This window comes from Vibrio iocasae (assembly GCF_042245395.1).
GTDB classification, from domain to species: Bacteria; Pseudomonadota; Gammaproteobacteria; order Enterobacterales; family Vibrionaceae; genus Vibrio; species Vibrio iocasae.
Window position 1 is genome coordinate 676,754 of sequence record NZ_CP145310.1, and the last position, 18,476, is coordinate 695,229.

The 18,476-nt window shown below is 43.0% G+C and carries 16 protein-coding genes; 8 read left to right on the forward strand and 8 right to left on the reverse strand.

The features are described 5' to 3' along the window. Window positions 1–146 precede the first annotated feature (146 nt). Together SNR28_RS03085 and SNR28_RS03090 are read right to left on the reverse strand one after the other, a co-directional pair. The gene (locus SNR28_RS03085; protein WP_375749559.1) at window positions 147–2,243 is read right to left on the reverse strand and encodes a methyl-accepting chemotaxis protein; all 2,097 of its coding nucleotides are present in this window, start codon (window positions 2,241–2,243) and stop codon (window positions 147–149) included. Between the two features lie 99 nt (window positions 2,244–2,342). Next, entirely contained in the window at window positions 2,343–3,239 is an 897-nt protein-coding gene (locus tag SNR28_RS03090; protein ID WP_375749560.1) for a LysR substrate-binding domain-containing protein, read from the reverse strand. Window positions 3,240–3,390: 151 nt separating this feature from the next. Between SNR28_RS03090 and SNR28_RS03095 the strand changes: the two genes are divergently transcribed. After that, window positions 3,391–4,086, forward strand: coding sequence for a pirin family protein (locus SNR28_RS03095; RefSeq protein WP_375749561.1), 696 nt, complete (start codon window positions 3,391–3,393; stop codon window positions 4,084–4,086). 13 nt (window positions 4,087–4,099) lie between these two features. Beyond that, window positions 4,100–5,071: a glutathione S-transferase family protein gene (locus SNR28_RS03100; protein ID WP_375749562.1), complete on the forward strand. Its 972-nt coding sequence runs from the start codon at window positions 4,100–4,102 to the stop codon at window positions 5,069–5,071. Here SNR28_RS03100 and SNR28_RS03105 read toward each other — a convergent pair. Then, on the reverse strand, window positions 5,068–7,542 hold the full coding sequence (locus SNR28_RS03105; RefSeq protein ID WP_375749563.1) for an EAL domain-containing protein: 2,475 nt from the start codon (window positions 7,540–7,542) through the stop codon (window positions 5,068–5,070). The two genes, SNR28_RS03100 and SNR28_RS03105, sit on opposite strands and share 4 nt — an antisense overlap. A 167-nt stretch (window positions 7,543–7,709) precedes the next feature. Then, window positions 7,710–8,723 (reverse strand): acyltransferase family protein, encoded by a 1,014-nt coding sequence (locus tag SNR28_RS03110; protein WP_375749564.1) that lies wholly within the window; start codon window positions 8,721–8,723, stop codon window positions 7,710–7,712. A 226-nt stretch (window positions 8,724–8,949) separates the two neighbouring features. Here SNR28_RS03110 and SNR28_RS03115 point away from each other — a divergent pair, with 226 nt between their 5' ends. The 4 genes from SNR28_RS03115 (at window position 8,950) to SNR28_RS03130 (ending at window position 11,727) form a co-directional block, all read left to right on the forward strand. After that, window positions 8,950–9,609 carry a response regulator transcription factor gene (locus SNR28_RS03115; RefSeq protein WP_375749565.1) on the forward strand — a complete coding sequence of 220 codons (660 nt, stop codon included), beginning with the start codon at window positions 8,950–8,952 and terminating at the stop codon, window positions 9,607–9,609. Between the two features lie 74 nt (window positions 9,610–9,683). Then, window positions 9,684–10,313 (forward strand): PepSY-associated TM helix domain-containing protein, encoded by a 630-nt coding sequence (locus SNR28_RS03120; RefSeq protein WP_375749566.1) that lies wholly within the window; start codon window positions 9,684–9,686, stop codon window positions 10,311–10,313. 8 nt (window positions 10,314–10,321) lie between these two features. Continuing rightward, the gene (locus SNR28_RS03125) at window positions 10,322–10,852 is read left to right on the forward strand and encodes a DUF2271 domain-containing protein (protein ID WP_375749567.1); all 531 of its coding nucleotides are present in this window, start codon (window positions 10,322–10,324) and stop codon (window positions 10,850–10,852) included. Window positions 10,853–10,896: 44 nt separating this feature from the next. Continuing rightward, a complete protein-coding gene (locus SNR28_RS03130; protein ID WP_375749568.1) occupies window positions 10,897–11,727 on the forward strand; it encodes a DUF4198 domain-containing protein in 831 nt (276 codons plus the stop codon). A gap of 130 nt (window positions 11,728–11,857) precedes the next feature. On the opposite strand, the gene SNR28_RS03135 is transcribed toward SNR28_RS03130, so the two are convergent. Then, complete coding sequence (locus tag SNR28_RS03135) at window positions 11,858–13,303, reverse strand: sucrose-specific PTS transporter subunit IIBC (protein ID WP_375749569.1); 1,446 nt, start codon at window positions 13,301–13,303, stop codon at window positions 11,858–11,860. 594 nt (window positions 13,304–13,897) lie between these two features. Here SNR28_RS03135 and SNR28_RS03140 point away from each other — a divergent pair. Further along, window positions 13,898–14,149: an HPr family phosphocarrier protein gene (locus tag SNR28_RS03140; RefSeq protein ID WP_375749570.1), complete on the forward strand. Its 252-nt coding sequence runs from the start codon at window positions 13,898–13,900 to the stop codon at window positions 14,147–14,149. A gap of 59 nt (window positions 14,150–14,208) precedes the next feature. Here the strand turns inward: SNR28_RS03140 and SNR28_RS03145 are convergent, their stop codons facing one another. Together SNR28_RS03145 and SNR28_RS03150 are read right to left on the reverse strand one after the other, a co-directional pair. Then, complete coding sequence (locus SNR28_RS03145) at window positions 14,209–14,502, reverse strand: DUF2218 domain-containing protein (RefSeq protein WP_375749571.1); 294 nt, start codon at window positions 14,500–14,502, stop codon at window positions 14,209–14,211. A gap of 49 nt (window positions 14,503–14,551) precedes the next feature. Further along, on the reverse strand, window positions 14,552–16,549 hold the full coding sequence (locus tag SNR28_RS03150; RefSeq protein WP_375749572.1) for a TonB-dependent siderophore receptor: 1,998 nt from the start codon (window positions 16,547–16,549) through the stop codon (window positions 14,552–14,554). A gap of 123 nt (window positions 16,550–16,672) precedes the next feature. Between SNR28_RS03150 and SNR28_RS03155 the strand changes: the two genes are divergently transcribed. Continuing rightward, on the forward strand, window positions 16,673–17,692 hold the full coding sequence (locus SNR28_RS03155; protein WP_375749573.1) for a helix-turn-helix transcriptional regulator: 1,020 nt from the start codon (window positions 16,673–16,675) through the stop codon (window positions 17,690–17,692). A gap of 25 nt (window positions 17,693–17,717) precedes the next feature. Here SNR28_RS03155 and SNR28_RS03160 read toward each other — a convergent pair whose 3' ends face one another. Continuing rightward, a complete protein-coding gene (locus SNR28_RS03160; protein WP_375749574.1) occupies window positions 17,718–18,473 on the reverse strand; it encodes an ABC transporter ATP-binding protein in 756 nt (251 codons plus the stop codon). Window positions 18,474–18,476: the final 3 nt, after the last annotated feature.

Sequence of the window (18,476 nt, forward strand, 5' to 3'; positions counted from 1 at the left end):
TCTGAGTAGATAAAAAAATGGGAACCCCGGAAGAAGGTTCCCAAACAACCACAAACGTGAAGAAAAATTAAAGTAATAAAAGCAAGATGCTTTCAACAAGGACTAACGAGCTAATATATGTTCCCTACGATAAATGCCTTAACTGGCTAAACTTTAAATACTGATACAGAATCGCTGAGTGAATGAGAAATTTTTTCAAGTTCCTGACTCAGGGATTCCGACTTCTCACTCTCGATTGCCACACTTGCAGCTTCGGCACTGACACTGGAAACCGTCAGATTTATTTCGGCCGCAACCGCACTTTGCTCCTCAGACACTGTGGCAACCTGATCATTTAAGCTTCCGATAGTGTCTACACTTTCATGAATAGAGAGCAGGCTAGAACTAACTTCTTCAACCTGGCTCAGGTTGAGTGATACCTTCTGCTGGCTGTTTGCCATGGCTTTTACTGCTTTGTCTGAATCGGCCTGGAGCGAAATAAGAAGTTCGCCAATTTCCTGAGTGGAATTTTGTGTGCGCATCGCGAGGGAACGTACTTCATCGGCTACCACTGCGAATCCTCTACCTTGCTCACCTGCACGAGCGGCTTCGATAGCGGCATTTAATGCCAGGAGGTTTGTCTGTTCAGCAATGCTTTCAATTACAGTCATAACATCACACACTTCCTGACTACGGCTGCTTAACGTTGTGACAACCTCAGTGGTATGTGTAACATCATTTGCCAGCTCATCAGTCACTTTCTTAAGTTGCTCTATGGTTAACTTGCTCGAATGAATCGCTTTGTTACCTGTCACCGCGGCTTCAGAGGCTTGATGGGCAATCTCCGCTAGCTGAGCTGATGTGGAAGCCATTTCAGAAGAGGCTGTGGATAGCTGGCTAAGATCTTCCTGCTGCTTTTCGATACGCAGTTTGTTTTCAGATGCACCGTTTGATATTGCATCTGAAGCTTGTGAAAGAAGCTTCGTGGATTCAGACACATCTTGAATCACGGGTTGTGTTTTATCTAGAAATTGGTTGCAAGCATTAGCGAGCTGGCGAGTTTCATCGTTGGTTTTAGTAGATGCTCGTTCGGTCAGGTTGCCGTCCGCCACTTTTGCAAGCAGTCCGACTGTCTGGCGAATTGGGCTTACGATTTTCTTACTCAAAAGGTATGTGATAAATACGCAGACAAGCCCCACGATCGCAGCGATAAGGACTTGTTGAACTCGGGTTTTGTCGTTTTCTGTAACAATTAGCTGTTCAAGTTGATGAATATCATTAAACACAACGCCTTCATCAATCTGAACAACGATGTGCCATGTGGTGTTTGTATCTTTAATATGAATCGGTGCAGAAGAGACCAGAGTACCATTCTGATTCACTGTCATTACCTGATTGTTTTCAGTGGCTTCAATCAATATCGGATCGCTGGTCACACGATTCGCAATACTGGTGTTACTTGATGCAATGACAAAACCGGTTTTGGTGAGTAATGAAATAGAACCACTGCCATCAAACAAAGCATTAGCCAGTTGTTTTGTTTGCGTGTTGAACTGTTCGATATTCAGATTTAAACCGACAACGCCATAAAATTTATCGTCCAGAACAATTGGCGCAGATATAGCTGAAACTAAAGTTTCGACTCCTTGAACAACATACTGATGTGGTTGGATAAAACAGGGCGTTAGGCTTTCTTTTGCGCACAGGTAGTATTCGCCTAAACGGTCACCCGATACATAACGCTCTGTATTCTCAAAATCGTTAAGCGGAGTTAATGAAAGCTCTCCAGAGGTGTATGACCAATAAGGAGCAAAACGGCCTTGTTTGTTATGGCCAGGCTGGTGGCGGAAAATCTTGTCTGCACCACCAAGGACATTGGGCTCCCAGACGCTAAAGATACCCGTATAGGATGGATGCGACTCTAGGCTTTTTGCCAGTAAACTGTTAAGCAACTGACGCATTTCCATCGCTCCAATACCACCAACGGATTGCTCTTTCTTAACCGCTTCAAAGCTGATGGCGAGTGAACTGACATAATCTTGTGCGGATAGAACTTCGTCACCGATCATGGTTGCGATTCGGTTTGTTTCGGCTTCCAGACTCGCTTCAGTCAGATTGGTAACCAAATCTTCGGTTTTTGTTCGGGTGAGATTTAATATCTGATCAGAACTTACAATAGAAGTAGCGACAAGAACGCATGAGATAACCAATGAGCAGGTAAAGATGTATAACCCTATGCGAGCTTGTATTGACCTTAAGTTCATAACCACCTCCTAGTTTGATATTGAGAATTCTATCAAGTTAGGAGTGCTATAACTGTGATGAATGCCAGAAATAACAAAACCGGTTTTGATTGATAAATGTTAAGCAGAAAACCAGTCAGTCTGGCACATATGTTCTATAAACCATTCGAATGCTTTGCCTTGCTGATCTTTATGCCAGGCGATAAAAACAGCCTGATCTGGACGTGGAATAGCACATTGTTTCTCAACCAGCCTGCCTGAGTTAAGGAGGGGAGCAGCCATATGCAGCGGAAGGAATCCAGTGCCCAACCCTTGAGATTGCGCTTCTATTTTGCTTTCCATAGAGCTGACGCGAATAACCTGCTTACTCAGGAAAAGGCCACTTTCTCTCACTGGTAAAATCTGAGATGTATCTGCTACTACTATAGAAGGATATTTTCTGAGTTGGTCGTTATCGATGATTCCTTCATAACTGGCAAGAGGGTGGTCAGCGGATACCGCAAAGACAAAAGAGAGACTGCCTATTTTGTGTGCTTTGAAAAGGCCCTTTGGAAGCTCGCCAGACACACCAATCACAATGTCTGCCCGTCTGCTATGCAGAGCATCCCAGCCACCACCCAGAACCTCTAATCCAAGAGTGACATCAACGTTGTGTTCAAGCTTGTTGAACTTCGAAACGAGGTTCAACAAAGGTTGTTGAGGAACAACCGTATCTCTGGCGATTCGTATTTCTCGTTCCCAACCTGAGTCCAACTGTTTGACCGCATCGGATAGTCGGTTTGCCGCGAGCAATATCTCTCTGCCTTGTTCCAGTACAAGCTTTCCTGCTGGTGTTAGCTTTGCCCGTTGTTTACTCCTGTCAAACAAGGGTACACCCAAATCCTCTTCGAGCTTTTTGATTGTATAACTGAGCGCAGAGGGGACTTTATACAGCGACTCAGCTGCTGCGGCAAAGCTTCCTCGCTTGTCGATGGCATCAAGTGCCTGTAGCGCTTCTATGGTGATTGCCTGATGCATAACTCATTGTTCAAATAATTTGAAGTAACCATTCAAAATGTTCCGATTTTCTAATCAATCTAGCACATCTAAACTTAGTTTCAACAGGTGAGGAGTCGAAGATTTACCTCATTCAATAATGATGAAAAATATTGAAGATTAGTGAGGCATTATGATTACTGTTAGACACGCACAAGAACGCGGCCACGCAAACTATGGCTGGCTGGACACTAAGTACTCTTTTTCATTTGCTGATTATTATGATCCTAAACATATGGGATTTTCTGCACTTAGAGTGATTAACGATGATTTAATCCATCCGGGAGCGGGGTTTGATACTCATGGTCATCGTGACATGGAGATCATCACCTATATCACTAGCGGCTCAATTGAACATAAGGATAGCGAAGGCCATATCCGTGTGTTACCTGCGGGAGAGTTTCAGTTAATGTCGGCAGGGAAGGGAATTTACCATAGTGAGTACAATGCTTCACAGACAGATGAGCTGACTCTTCTGCAAATCTGGATTGAGCCGAACTCGTTTGGAGGTAAACCTGGTTACCAGCAAAAAGATTTTGGCCGGAAAGCGGGTTTAACAACCATAGCAACGCCTACTGGTGAAAACGGAACCCTGTTAATTAAACAGGATGCTAAGTTGCATCAATTAATTCTTGAGCCAAACTCTTCATTGATGTACGACGTAACTTTGGGTCGAAGAGTGTATGTACATCAAGTTAGCGGAGCTTTACTGGCGGATTCAACCCAGTTAATACCTGGAGACGGAGCAAAAGTGGAAGCTCAGGACAGCATTGAGCTGACCAACAATACACACGATACAGTCGTAGCACTTGTGTTTGATTTACCTTAAAAGGAGAGATGTTATGGGGTTACTTGTAAACGGTGTTTGGCAAGATAAATGGTATAACACCAAAACCAGTAAAGGTAAGTTTCAGCGAGAAGATGCACAGCTACGCAACTGGATAACCGTTGATGGCTCGGCTGGGCCATCAGGAGAGTCAGGGTTCGAAGCGGAGTCAGGTCGGTATCATTTGTATGTTTCACTCGCTTGCCCGTGGGCGCACAGAACCCTTATTTTTCGCAAAATTAAAGGTCTGGAGCCCCATATCTCTGTCTCTGTGGTGAGCCCGGATATGATGGAGAATGGTTGGACGTTCGATAAAGGTAACCACAGTACCGGTGACGATCTGTTTGATTATGACTATCTGCATCAGGTCTATACGAGAAACAAACCTGATTATACTGGCCGGGTGACGGTACCTGTTTTGTGGGACAAAAAGTTTAATCGTATTGTGAGTAACGAGTCGTCAGAGATTATCCGTATGTTTAACTCTGCATTCGATGGTATTACCGAGAATGCTTTAAACTTTTACCCCGATGAACTGGTTGATCAAATTGATGAGCTAAATAGCTTTGTTTATAACAGCATTAACAATGGTGTTTATAAAGCTGGTTTTGCGACTACTCAGCAAGCCTACTCGGAGGCTTACTCCACGTTATTTGATGCATTGGATAATATTGATGCAAGGCTTGAGAATAATCGATACTTGTTAGGTGATTCTCTTACCGAAGCGGATTGGCGCTTATTTACAACTTTGATTCGGTTTGATGCAGTTTATGTTGGTCACTTTAAGTGTAACAAGCAGACGATTGAGCAGTATGAAAACATTAAGGGCTATCTCAGAGAGTTGTATCAATATCAGGGTGTCGCTGAAACGGTAGATTTCTACCATATAAAAAGGCACTACTACTTTAGCCATACCATGATTAACCCGACACAGGTAGTCCCGATGGGGCCAGATATTGATTATTTCTCGGATCACGGTCGAGGCTAGTGGTTAACTTGTTTGAGCTTATTCTGCAGATATTGCTGTTCGAACTGTTCGGCAGCAATTGCAGGAGACCAATGATACCCCTGACCAACTTGACCACCTAGCTGTTTAATCACAGTCAGTTCCTCAACGGTCTCGATACCTTCTACGACGACATTGGCTTGCAGAGTTTCAGCCATATTGAACAGCGTTTTGATGATCGTCTGATTGGTCGGGTTATTCTGAACTTCTTTCACAAAGATCATATCCACTTTCACTTCGTCGATATCCAGCTGGCTTAGATAAGCCATGGAAGAGTACCCGGTACCAAAATCGTCCAGCGAAATAGCAAACCCAAGCGCTTTAATTGCGGCTAGGGTTTTGATAAGTTCCTGCGATTTCTCCAGCTCCTGTGATTCGGTAATTTCTAAGGTGATGCAACTAGTATTGGTATCGTACTTTTGGCTCATCACTTCTAGGTAATGAATAAAATCTGGTTGCCTCAGGTCGATAGCGGAAATGTTTATCGACAAGCAAATATCTGATTGATATGGGGCTATCCATGCAAACATTTTTTCAATAGCGATTCTGGTCAGGCTATGGATAACACCGCTTTGTTCAGCGAGAGGAATAAAGACGTTTGGTGGAACCATTCCTAGCGAGTCGTGATGCCAACGCATCAGAGCTTCCCCCCCAATGACTTGATTGGTACTTAGGTTCACTTTTGGTTGAATGTAGATATCAATTTTCTGATCAGTTATCGCTCGTCTTAATTCATGCAGTATGTGAATTCGAGCTTCGACTTCCTCTGTCATTTGTTCGTTATAAGGTAGCCACTTGACCCCTTTTTTTCTGGCTTCCAGCAGTGCCATGTTCGCTTTTTGATGAAGGCTGGTGATTTTGCCCGAACCTCCGGTGACACATGCGGCTCTAAGGTGAATGTCCGAAAAATAAAAACTGTCATTCAACTGTGTCTGCCAAACATTTAGCAGAGTATCTACCTGATGCTCTGCCAGTTCATCATCAGTAACGAATATGACGGTTTGCAGGGGAGTAATCGCGATACCAAAGTGATCTTTAGCCAGTTGCAGGTTAACTTGCCATGGCAGTTTTGAAATGTGTTTTCTCAATCGATACATCAGTTTTCTTGTTTCGATAGCGACCTTCTCGGCACCAAGGGCGCTGATCAGGTGTTCTAACCCTTCCATATGGATAAGGATTAAACGGATATGCTTTGTCTTTATGCCTCGCTTTCGGAATTGCTTCTCTATGCTGTAACGGTAAAAAGTCTGATTTGGCATGTTCAGAGCCTGATCTAACAGACGGTGTTGCTTGTCCAGTTCTTCATGATACTGAATTCGTTTAGCCAAACTAACGGATAGTAAATAGAGCTCTCCCATGACACCCAGCATAAAGCTATGCAGAGTAATCAGGTTTTGTGGCAAGAGGTTGCTATAGGTAAGAAATCCGGTACACGCACCTGCGAATGTACACAACCATGATAGTAAATAATAAAATGCGGGGTGATACTTTTGCTTATAAGCAATGAAAGCAGAACTAATACAGATATAACTCACAATCACAATCAACACAGACGTGATGTACATACGTTGGAGCTCCGTTATCTGAAAGCTCACGAACAACAATATGATAAACAGCCAGCCACTTTTTTCGATGGCCTGACCAAGCCTTGGTCGATACTTATTTATATCCAGAAAGTGATGACCAAACATCAACGCACACCAGAGAATGATCAGGTGCAACGTGCCCATATGACTTCCAAGCCAGCGCACAAACGAGTCTGGAAAGAACACGTACCCGAAGCCATATAGGGGAGCAAAGTTCAGAAAGATAAATATTTGAAAAAGCAGATACCAACCGTATTGCGCGTTGTTTCTGCTCAGGGAAAAAATGATGGTGTTATAGATTGCGAGGGCAAAGAGGACCCCAACAGATACGCCCCAGAAAATCGTGGTTTTGCTTAAATCATCTTTGAATGCTAGCTCATCCATAAGCTTCAGCGGCATAATCGCCGGGCCATCACTTTGCTTCCTAATAAGTAACGTCAGTTTTTCATTGGGTGATATAGAAAACTTAAAAACGATCCCTTCGTATAATTGAGTCGATGGCGGGCGATCATAAATTCCAAGGTTTTGGGATTTTATTAATGAAGCCCCTCTGAAGAGAAAGAGATCAAGTTGGTGCTGTAAATGACTTTGTGACACCAAAGCCACTTTCATGGTTTGGGTAAGTTGAGATGCCGATATGTTGATTCTGTACCAGTAAGTGTCGCTGTTGGGAGAGAGAGAATCTTTATACAGGCTGGTATCAAATGCCGAATGATCGAGAACCTGTTCCGCGCTGTAATTGTTATCCAATATGGTTTCTAAAGGGAGAGTTAGATTCAAGTGCCAAAAGTCGTCGTCAACAGTTAGGTTTGCTGCTGACACCGAGTGACACAAAAGCAGTGTACAAAACCACAGGAATCTAGTCATAAACTGATTTTTACCAACGTGACGTAATTTATTCTGGGGTTATCCCCTTATCTATTAGAAAGCATATGTCACCACGGGGATATTTCAAATTGGTACGAGCCAAAACGGAAAAAGGGTGTGATAAAACACACCCTCTTACGAACTTGAATGAGTAGTCAGTATGAAGTTTAAGCCACCCTAGGTTTAGCAGGTTTGCTTAAAAGCCGGAAGCCTTGACCTATAGTCCAGTAGAAGTACTTGTTGATAATGCTCACTGGGATATAAAGCAGCATCGCTGTTAAAAGGACAATAACGAGCCCTAAGACAAAAGAGATACCTTGCGTAATTTCTATACCAGCAGCATCAAACAGTGAGTAGGCAACTTTTTGTAGAAGAGACAGTACCTTACCGTGTAAGCAAAAGTACAGAAGGGAGTTTGAACCAATATAGGCCAGTGTGGAACTCAACACACTGGTATTCTTGGAAATCGCAATACAAAGATGTATCCCCAATAGAGTGATAACGATTCCGTCGACGATGTAGTGAGTCGTTTCTATGTGAATAAGTTCTGAGAAATTCGCGTAATGGATAGTCACCAAGGGTATGTATAGGATCGCCATGAAGATAATGGATTTTCCAGTATCCAATGAGCCTAGCTTAGTCTCATTCTGCTTGTAAAGATAACCTAGCGACATATAAAACACGGAAGGCGCAATAAACTCTATATGCCATGGAACCGGATCCAGATCAGCAAAGTAATTGACAAGTAGCAATGCAATAGACAGAGATAAAAGGCCCGCCCCTTTTGTATACTTCACCATAAAGTAGAAAGGTATTGTTGCTACAAATAAACAAGCGAGAAACCACAGCCCGTCGTCTTCACCACGTATTTGAGCAAAGAAGTTGTAAAAAGCCTCATCCAGTGGTGGTTTATCACCAAAAGTTAATATTTGGCTCAGAATTATATTGGCGATACCGTAAATAAAAAACGGGATTAGAACCGTTCTGAATCGTTGTTCAACTACCTCAAGAAAACTGTATTTTGTGTTGAACAAATAGCCAGAAACAAAAAAGAAGATGGTCAGAAACATTGGCGAGAAATAAGCCATCAGCGTTTCGTTCATAAAATCGAGGTGGCGATAAATAATCATGAGGAACGCGATACCCCTAGCGATATCCAGCCACATAATTCTTTCTTTCATACATTCCTCCTCAACACCACGAATTTGCTTTTAACACGACAATATTTATAAGTTTCTTAACGGGCGGGAATATATCTTTTCCATGTCATTGTTTAGTCAGGAATTTGTTACTTTGACGGAAGCATTAAATGGTATGTTATACCTATTTCCCCATTCAAAACTTATCCGTTGTCTATCGAAACGACGAGCTGTAGAATGCCGCCTATTTTTCCATTTGATATGAAATATGTTGCATTTTGTTGTTGTTAGTGATGATGTTCCGCTGTGTCGTCAGCTTGAGAAAGTGCTCAGGAAAGAAGGACACTCTGTTTCAGAATGTCATAGTGGTGAGAGAGCGCTTCATCATATGGAGTCGTGTTCTGTCGATCTTGTTTTACTTGATGTGTCGTTGCCAGATATAGATGGAAATAGTTTTGCAAGGCGGATATGCCAACGATTTGCGACACCTATTTTGATGCTCAGTGTATATAGTGATGAGGCATTGGTACTTGAAGGGTATAAATCTGGTGCTGATCAATATCTTGTTAGACCGTTTAAAATCGCAGAGTTGCTAGTACGAATTGATGCAATTATGCGAAGAGTTGGTTTAGAACGAAAGCGATATGCGATGTGCCATACGGTCCAACAGATCAGTAATCAGATCTCATCGTTACCATTAACCGATACTGAATCTGATCTGCTGAGTTATTTGGTCAGTCGTCGGGGAGATATTATTTCTAAGGCAGAGCTCCAGACAAAAGTATTGTGCAAAGATATAAGCCCGTTTGATCGAAATTTAGATATGCATATCAGCAATATACGTCGAAAGTTAACATCAGCAGGGTTATCAAAGCAGCACATCAAAACTGTAAGAGGGAAGGGGTACAGTTATATAGAGCGATTGTAAACAATGTAAATTTGATACACATGCGAATAATTATCATCTAGATTTCTCGCGTTTTTCGTAGTTTGCATTGTGTTATGTCATTAAAAAGTAAGCATAATCAGATCTGGTTCCGCCGAATACATATCTATGTATCGATGGCGCTTCTTTTGATTACCCTGTTTTTTGCTGTAACTGGTATTACCCTTAACAGACCAGAATTATTCGAACAAAGCCATCCGGTCATCACCCAGTACAATCTAGAAGTGCCAACAGATGTGTTGTTCAAACACTCCAACTCATTTCATCCCGAAAAAGAAACCTTGATTACGTTTTTGAGAAAGGAAACAGATGTTCGTGGCTTTCCTTCTGATCTTGATGTCTATACCACAGTAGACAAAGGAGAGCTTATTGAGGGCGAGGTTTCGATGGACTTTAAAGGGCCCGGCTATAACGCAACGGTGTTTGTCGATATGGTGAGCAAAGAGGCTGAAATTGAGGTCACCGAGTATGGTGTAGTGGCGTTGCTCAATGACCTTCATAAAGGTCGGAACAGTGGTGAATACTGGAAGTGGTTTATCGATATTACGGCTTTGCTAATGGTGCTGTTTGTGCTTACAGGCGTTTGCCTTTTACTGCCGAAAAAGAAAACCCTTAATGTTGCCCTGAAATGGAGTGTTCTTGGAACACTGATTGCCTGGGCAGTTTATGTTGTTGCTGTGCCTTAGGAGCTCCTTTGAATAAACCTACCTTACCTTCCTTTTCAAAGACTGCCGTACTTGCGTCTGTTTTACTCGCCCCCTTTGTTGTGGCAAAGCCACTACCACCAGAAGTGAGTGTTGATTTTGGACTTCAATTACCAGAGGCCAAAGCATCTGCGCATGCTCGTCCTTACGTCGCAGTTTGGATTGAAGATGATGAGCGTAAACCAGTTAAAACGATTCAATTGTGGGCTGGAGACGATGAATGGCTAAAGGACCTGCGAAGCTGGTGGCGCAAAGTTGGTCGTTATGATCGGAAGCTAGTTGATGGCGTTACATCAGCCACCCGGCCATCCGGGGAGCATCGTTTTAGTTGGGATGGTAAGGACGACAGTGGCCATCGTCTGGAACAGGGTGAGTATACCGTGCATATAGAAGTAGTGCGTGAGCATGGTGGTAGAAACTATCTACGCCAAAAAGTTGCCTTTAACGAATCAGAAAGCAGCTACCAACTTGAGCCCACCGAAGAGACTGGGGTTATTACCATTAACTACCGTGTGAACTAAAGTCGTTCAGGCTGGTTACACGTAACGATTCCAAAGGAAAATCAATGAGCAAGATAATTAAAACGGCTGTATTGGCGTCAACGGTTGTATTCGGTGCCGTAGCATCTATGTCAACGCAGGCACATCCGCGTTGGATTCTGCCTTCCCATTTCACCGTCTCTAAGCAGGGTGGTGATTGGCTGACATTTGATGTTACAGCGTCTAACGGAACGTTTGTTTTTGATAAGCCAGCAAGTGCTGAAGCTACCTATGTGTTGCTTCCGGATGGAGTGAAGAAACGCCCAGATGCAGTTTTTAAGGGGAAGCGACGTTCTGTGTTGGACTATTACTTTGAGCAAGAAGGTACACATAAAGTGGCTTTTGTATCGGGCCCAGACTATTACACGTCGTACAAAGCAGGTGAAAGCGATGAGCTTATGTGGGTGAAAGCCAGTAAAGCTGAACGTAGTTCCGTTCTACCTAAACAAGCGAAAGATGTAGAAACTAAGCTGTTTTCTAATCGGGTAGAAACCTATATCACCTTAGGTAAGCCAACGGAAAAAGCGTTCACGATTGAAGGTAAGTTTCTTGAATTGAAGCCTGTTACCCACCCGTCGGATATTGTGGAAGGGGAGCCCGTTACTTTCCAGTTCTTCTATGAAGGAGAGCCGCAACAAGGTGTAAAAGCTGAAATCACACGCGATGGCACGCTTTACCGTAATCAGCCGAATGAGATTAATGTGATAAGTGATGCTAAGGGGGAAGTGACTTTTACGCCACAACAAGCAGGGCGTTACCTTATGAAGGCAAGTTATCAGGGCAAGCTGAAAGATGCGACGTTAGCAGATTTTGGTAGCGCCAGCCTGAACCTGACGTTTGAAACACAACTGAATTAAAGTTCTGATAGTCGATTTCCCGTCTGTTTCGAGAAACTCAAAAAAAGCCCGCAGATAGACTGCGGGCAACACCAATAGGGGTAGGAGAATTTCAGAGCTTGTTTGAAGTGTCACTCTGTTTATTTATCTATTACGCGGTTGCGCCTTTAAGCTTCGCTTCTTTTGCTTTCTGACGTGAGCCAAGAACAATGGTAAGAGCAAATGACAGCGCGAAAGACACAAGCATACCAATTACGTAAACGCTGATGCTGTCTGGACGGATTGAAATAATTCCAGGCAGGCCTGCTGCCCCCAAAGCCTGAGCTTTTACATTAAACATTGTCAGGAATGCACTTGAAACCGCTGCCGCACAGATTGCCGCAATAAACGGGTAACGCAACTTAAGGTTTACACCAAACATTGCTGGTTCAGTAATACCTAGCAGAGCGGTAACACCTGAAGGCATTGCGACACCTTTGGTCTTAAGATCTCTTGTTGTGAAACCTACCGCCAGAGCAGCACCACCCTGAGCAATGTTAGACATAGCTGCAATTGGGAAGATGAAAGTACCACCAGTGATAGCGATGTCTGCCAGGAGCTGAGTTTCGATAGCGATGAAGCTGTGATGCATACCTGTGATTACGAACGGTGCATAGATAAAACCAAACAACGCGCCACCAACAAAGCCAGCAGAGTCATATAGCCAGTTCAGACCATCACCCAGCAGGAAGCCGATATCGCGAGTAGCAGGGCCAACAAGTGTAAATGTCAGGAATCCAGTGATGAAAATTGCCAACATTGGCGTTAGTAGGTTATCCAGAACAGAAGGGATAACTTTACGAAGACCATTTTCAACTTTTGCCAGAATAAATGCGGATACCAAAACAGGCAGAACCGAACCCTGGTAACCTACTTTTTGAATCTCAAAACCGAAGATATTCCATGTTGGGATGGTTCCCGCAACACTCGCGCCACCAAAACCCCAGCCATTCAGAAGGTCTGGGTGAACCATTAGCATACCTAGAGCAGCACCAAGGAACGGGTTGCCACCAAATTTCTTAGAAGCTGAGAATGCAAGCAGAACTGGCAGGTAAACAAATGGGGCGTTCGCAAAAGTGTTGATCATACCTGCCAAATCGGCCATGCCAGGATAAGCTTCGATAAGTGACTGATCTTCAATAAACAAGCCGCTAGCTGTTAGAAGGTTGAAGATACCCATTAAAAGGCCGCCAGCAACAATTGCTGGAATAATAGGGACAAAAATATCAGAAAGGCCCTTCACCGCTCTTTGCACAATGTTTTGCTTCTCAGCACCTGCTGCTGCAACGTCACGGGTAGACATATCAGCCAACCCGGTTAGTTTGGCAAGCTCAGCGTGAACCTGGTTTACGATACCTGAACCAAAAATAATCTGGTATTGACCGGCAACTTTAAACTGACCTTTTACACCTTCAAGATCCTCGATGGCTTTTTCGTCTACCAATGATTCGTCTTTAAGCGCCAGACGCAGACGAGTAGCGCAGTGGGCTAAAGCTTGAATGTTGTCCTTTCCGCCAATAAGCGTTAAGAGTTCTTTTGCTACAGCAGGGTAATTCATATCTTACTCCGGTTGTTTTTTCATCTGAATGCTGTTTGTAATTCGCTAACTTTTTTAATTTTCGGGAACGTTTGCAAAATGGATTCTCGGTTATTTTTTGATTTAGTCAAAGAAAATGAAGGTAAATCGTGATCAATAGCACGAAAAGATAGATTTTAGGCAGTGTTATTGCCAAATGTTTACTACTTTTTTAGCTTGAATATGCGATGAGACGTTAAGGGGTAGTAGAGGTGATATTGTGTTTGCATGTCTTATATTTCATATAAAACAAACGGTTATATGCATTAGGTGGTTTTTGGTGAAATCGTTCCCTAGTGATTTTTGCCATCTTGCTGATATTTCTAGATATCCCTACCTTGAACGAGAGTGAGTTGAAGAATTCAGTACCCAAATAAGAAAAGTGTTTTTGAAAATTACGGGTAAATTTTTTGAGAATAGTATGTTGCAAGGTATTGGTGATGAGCCACAGAAAAAATACTTATGTCACAACTTACGCATTAAACAGTGATTACTTTGATAAATTCGTTTCAGATCGCAGAAGTCGAAAAAGATAACAGGTACAACAAAAAGGAATTATTTCAGGAGTAAAAATATATGTACAAAAAAAACGCAGTAATCACCGCAGAGAACGGTCTTCACACTCGTCCAGCTGCACAGTTTGTTAAAGAAGCAAAGAAATATGCTGAGGATGTAGAAATTGTTTCTGGTGGTAAATCTGCAACTGCGAAGAGCCTGTTTAAACTTCAAACTTTAGGCTTGGTGAAGGGTACGGAAGTAACAGTTCAGTCTACTAACCAGCAAGCAGTAAATGAGCTGGCAAAATTCCTGGAGAATGTAGAAGGTTAAGTACTCGCCTTTTAAATGAATATAAGAAAACGCAGCTATTTCAGCTGCGTTTTTTATCATCACGAAACACGACTCCAGTCTATCGAAAGCCTTTCCCTTCTCGAAAACATCTCTATGTGTTTCTCAAGAATAAGTTCTACAGTTTTTAAGCTTTGTTCTGATTCAGCTGAACATTCTATCTCAAGGGATTGCCTGCCTTCAGATAAAGCCATATGGCATTCACCCATCGGAAATTCAACCTGTCCTTTCTCGTCATCCCATTTTGCTGGTACCTTTCTAGAAAAGTGCCTGCACAAAGTGGTTAGATAACGGGGAGAGTGTTCAGATGCGATATTTGTTTTGCTTTTATGCATTCTGGTACTCGGTAATGAGAGGACGCCTCCTCAGGTATCCTCTTTAGTTTTAGAACTGGTATGATGCAGACAGTTTGTAATTGCGTCCCGGTTCATAGTCATCCGTTGTATAACCGCGAGCTACACCGTTTCTTGAGGCATGGGAAACGTATTGTTCATCAAATATGTTGTCGATACCAAAGGTGACCTGCAGGTCTTCGATATCTGATGGCATCCACTGAACATAAAGGTTGTGTGTATCGTAACCTTCCTTGATAGATGCACCATCAGGGACATTGTCTTCGTCAAGAACAACGATTGTGCTCCAACCAAACACGGCATCGATAGAATCCGCCTGATAATCCAAAGATAGTGCAATGCTGTCACCGGTATCCATGCTTACACCGCTTCCGTCTACAAGTGGTTTACCTGAAGTCTTGTTCTTCGAGTCGGATCGTGAGTAAGAGACTTTAGACATAAACGCGCCATAACCATAACCTGCACTGATCTCGAAACCTTTCAGTTCAGCATCTCCAATGTTCTCTATCAGATAGGAACTGTCGGCACTTTGGTAGTTTTCAGCAATGTAGTCGTCTATTTCCGTTCTAAACACGGTCACATTAGAGCTAATGAAATGGTCCCCGAAGTAATTAGCATAACGCGCACCAATCTGGCTGTTTAGTCCTGTTTCAGGCTTTATATCATCAGCTAGATAAGCAACATCCTGGTATTTAATAAAGGTTTCCATCAGTTCAGGACCCTTAAACAAACTTCTTGCATTCGCAAACAGCGATAGATTGTCAACTACTTCCCAGTCTGCTCCTAAAGCCCATGTCAGTTCATCGAAGGTCTTGTTGCTGGTTACCGCTTCTCGCTTGTAATTGTCGTATCTTAAACCTGCAGTTAGAGATAGCCCTTCCGTAAAGTAGAATTTATCTTCAGCAAATACTGCGGTTGAAATTGCGTCTTCATCCATGAAGTCTGAACCACCATAATTGCTACTACTGTTCTTGTTCATGTAATCTATGCCGTACGTAAACAGGTTTCGGTGCGAGGCGATATCAAGATCAGACTGAAACTTCGCGTTCAATCCAGTATTTTCATTGGTGGCAATGTTTACAGAGCGTCTGTCACCAGGCCACCCACCAGTTATCACGGACTCATCTCGGGTAATTTCAGTAGTACTGCGGTAAAGGTTTATTTTACCGGAGTGAACTCCGTCTTTAAGCTCGTAAGATACGGTAAAGGTATCACGATCGTAATCGGTAGGAATCAGGTCATCACCACTTAACCCCTGGTTAGCATCGCCCGACATGTCAGGCCTTGGGCTATAGTCTCCGCTATCACGATACATATCGTAGCTCAGCTCAAAACGATGACGATCTGATGGCTCGTATCCTACTTTGACTAACATATTGGATATGTCACCAGCTGAACCATAGGTTTCTACACCTTTGCCATCTTTAAAGTTATCTCTTTCAACGTAATGGCCGTATACCATGGCATCAACATTTTCGCCTAACATACCATAGAGTGTTAGGGAACCTTGTTTATGGTCATTGGAACCATAGCCGCCATAGATACGAGCGCCAAAGTCTTCACCATAACGAAGAAGATCTTTACCGTCTTTGGTTTCAAAATAAACCGAGCCCCCTAATCCAGATTGTGTCACTGAGTTGTTACCAACCTGAATATCAGCGGACTTCAAAATGTCAGGATTTAAAGTGAGGTTGCCGATATGATGGAACATGTTTGCATGTTGAGACGCACCATCAAGACGTATGTCGAGATCGGTCTCTCCTAAACTGCGGATATTAATTCTCTGGTTAAGGGAATGCGTGCCACCAACGTCTACCCCTGGGATGTCGCGTAATAGGTCTGACATATGATCAGCTTGTTTTAACGACATATCCTGGTCACCTAAATACTCCGAGTTACTAGAGACACTGGTTCCCCAGACGACAACTTCTTCCTGATTACTTTCCACCTCTGCAGATGCCTGACCACTTAGTACCACTGCTATAGCGACAGAGACTCGACTAATCCTTGCCAAATTATTTTTACTCATGATGAACCTTGTTTATGGTAATGATATCTATTCGCATTTATGATAGGTTTCTTTGCTAATGTGTTACAGCACATTTAGTTATGCAAAATCACCAGATTGTTATTTAAAAAAGGCAAACCAGTTATGAGTAAACCGCTTCCATCAATGTTTACTAAAGGCAGCTTTACCCGTCGGATAGAACATGATGAAAAACAGATTGTGGTGTCGGACAGAAATACTCAGACATCAGCACTTGTGGAAGGTGACTTGATCTCTTATCAGGTTACTAATGGTTTCGCACTGCATGGGGGAGTGACAAAAGAGCTGATAAATTTTGAGGTGATATCTACAGCTCAAAAGTCACTTATCGTCACTATATTATTGGAAGGAAAACTGGATTTTGGCTACGACGATTTAGGCTTTACATTTGATGCAAGGGAGAAGCCAGTAGGCGTCGTTGTTAACTTGACTAAGCCCGCAAGCTTCCGTCGCAAAATCCATCGGGATAATAAAGTCGCGAAACTTAACATTGTTCTACCAATTAAATGGATTAAGGAAAGAGGGGGATTGGATAACAATGTTGCCCGCTTTATTGAAACACATTTAGCGAGTTTTGAATTAGAACTGGCTAGTTCGGTATTAGAGCTCACCAGGGAAATCATCCACTTTAGTTCAGCAAGTGGCTTGATTGAAAAAATGAAGCTGGAAACAATGACGCAAATGCTGCTGCTGGAGATCTTTAAACAGTTATCTGAATATACGTCGCCCCCAAGATTTGAAGGCAGTACTACCCAGATAAATGTTGCCTTAGCAGAATCGTCTTCTTATGAAGCATCCTTCGAGCGTTCACTTGACGAGTTGGTTACCTATATCGAAGCGAATCTAGAGATGAACCTGACAGTTGCTGATCTAGCTGACTATTCTGCGATGAGTTTATCCAGCTTACAGAGAAAGTTTAAAAAAATGCTGGGTTACAGTATTCAGAGTTACATCAGACGCAGAAGGTTGGAAATAGCCAGACAGCAGCTAGAAAACGGGATTATCACGGTTACCGAGGCCGCTTACAGTGCAGGGTACAGGCACCCATCAAACTTTACTAACGCTTATAAAAAAGCGTTCGGTCACCCACCACAGGATGCTGTAAACAATAAGAACGAGCTTTGAACTCGTTCTTATTTAGTGTAACGAGCTAGTAGTATACGCACACTCGTTGATTTTCCAGAGATACCACGGTAAATGGCGTTTCGTAGATACCCTCTAGAACGGATTCATCGATGACTTGTTCTACTGGGCCGTCAATTACGACCCGACCATCTTTCATTGCAACGATATTGTCTGAGTAACAGGATGCAAAATTGATATCGTGAATCACGATTACCACGGCCTTGTTCATTTCATGCGCCAGCCTTTTAATATTTCGCATGATCTGTAGGGAGTGTTTGATGTCCAGATTATTTAAAGGCTCATCAAGCAACACATAATCGGTGTCTTGTGCCATCACCATTGCGATAAACGCCAGTTGTTTCTGACCACCACTTAACTGGTCCAGGTAACGATCCTCAATTGGTCCCAACTCAAGATATTCAATTGCAGAGTCGATAACCTTTTGATCTTCGGCGGCTAGCTTTCCAGCAGAGTAGGGGAATCGACCAAAAGAGATCAGCTCTCTGACAGTGAATCTCATGTTAAGGCTGTTTGACTGACGCAAAACCGCCAGCCTTTTTGCTAATTGTTTACTAGCCCATTGTTCCAACTCTGTGCCGTCGATGTATACGCAACCAGAGTCCTTTTCAAGTAATCGACTGACCATGGAAAGCAGGGTGCTTTTACCAGCACCGTTGGGCCCTATGATGGAGGTGACCTTACCCTTTTCAAAATTCACACTTGTGTTTTTGACCACATCCCGGCCTGAATAGGTTTTGTTTAATCTTTCTGCATTTATCACGGG

Bases quoted from the DNA above. Each gene is read 5' to 3' on its own strand.
- SNR28_RS03085 (WP_375749559.1), bottom strand. From the start codon at position 2,243: ATGAACTTAAGGTCAATACAAGCTCGCATAGGGTTATACATCTTTACC.
- SNR28_RS03090 (WP_375749560.1), bottom strand. From the start codon at position 3,239: ATGCATCAGGCAATCACCATAGAAGCGCTACAGGCACTTGATGCCATC.
- SNR28_RS03095 (WP_375749561.1), top strand. From the start codon at position 3,391: ATGATTACTGTTAGACACGCACAAGAACGCGGCCACGCAAACTATGGC.
- SNR28_RS03100 (WP_375749562.1), top strand. From the start codon at position 4,100: ATGGGGTTACTTGTAAACGGTGTTTGGCAAGATAAATGGTATAACACC.
- SNR28_RS03105 (WP_375749563.1), bottom strand. From the start codon at position 7,542: ATGACTAGATTCCTGTGGTTTTGTACACTGCTTTTGTGTCACTCGGTG.
- SNR28_RS03110 (WP_375749564.1), bottom strand. From the start codon at position 8,723: ATGAAAGAAAGAATTATGTGGCTGGATATCGCTAGGGGTATCGCGTTC.
- SNR28_RS03115 (WP_375749565.1), top strand. From the start codon at position 8,950: ATGTTGCATTTTGTTGTTGTTAGTGATGATGTTCCGCTGTGTCGTCAG.
- SNR28_RS03120 (WP_375749566.1), top strand. From the start codon at position 9,684: ATGTCATTAAAAAGTAAGCATAATCAGATCTGGTTCCGCCGAATACAT.
- SNR28_RS03130 (WP_375749568.1), top strand. From the start codon at position 10,897: ATGAGCAAGATAATTAAAACGGCTGTATTGGCGTCAACGGTTGTATTC.
- SNR28_RS03135 (WP_375749569.1), bottom strand. From the start codon at position 13,303: ATGAATTACCCTGCTGTAGCAAAAGAACTCTTAACGCTTATTGGCGGA.
- SNR28_RS03140 (WP_375749570.1), top strand. From the start codon at position 13,898: ATGTACAAAAAAAACGCAGTAATCACCGCAGAGAACGGTCTTCACACT.
- SNR28_RS03145 (WP_375749571.1), bottom strand. From the start codon at position 14,502: ATGCATAAAAGCAAAACAAATATCGCATCTGAACACTCTCCCCGTTAT.
- SNR28_RS03150 (WP_375749572.1), bottom strand. From the start codon at position 16,549: ATGAGTAAAAATAATTTGGCAAGGATTAGTCGAGTCTCTGTCGCTATA.
- SNR28_RS03155 (WP_375749573.1), top strand. From the start codon at position 16,673: ATGAGTAAACCGCTTCCATCAATGTTTACTAAAGGCAGCTTTACCCGT.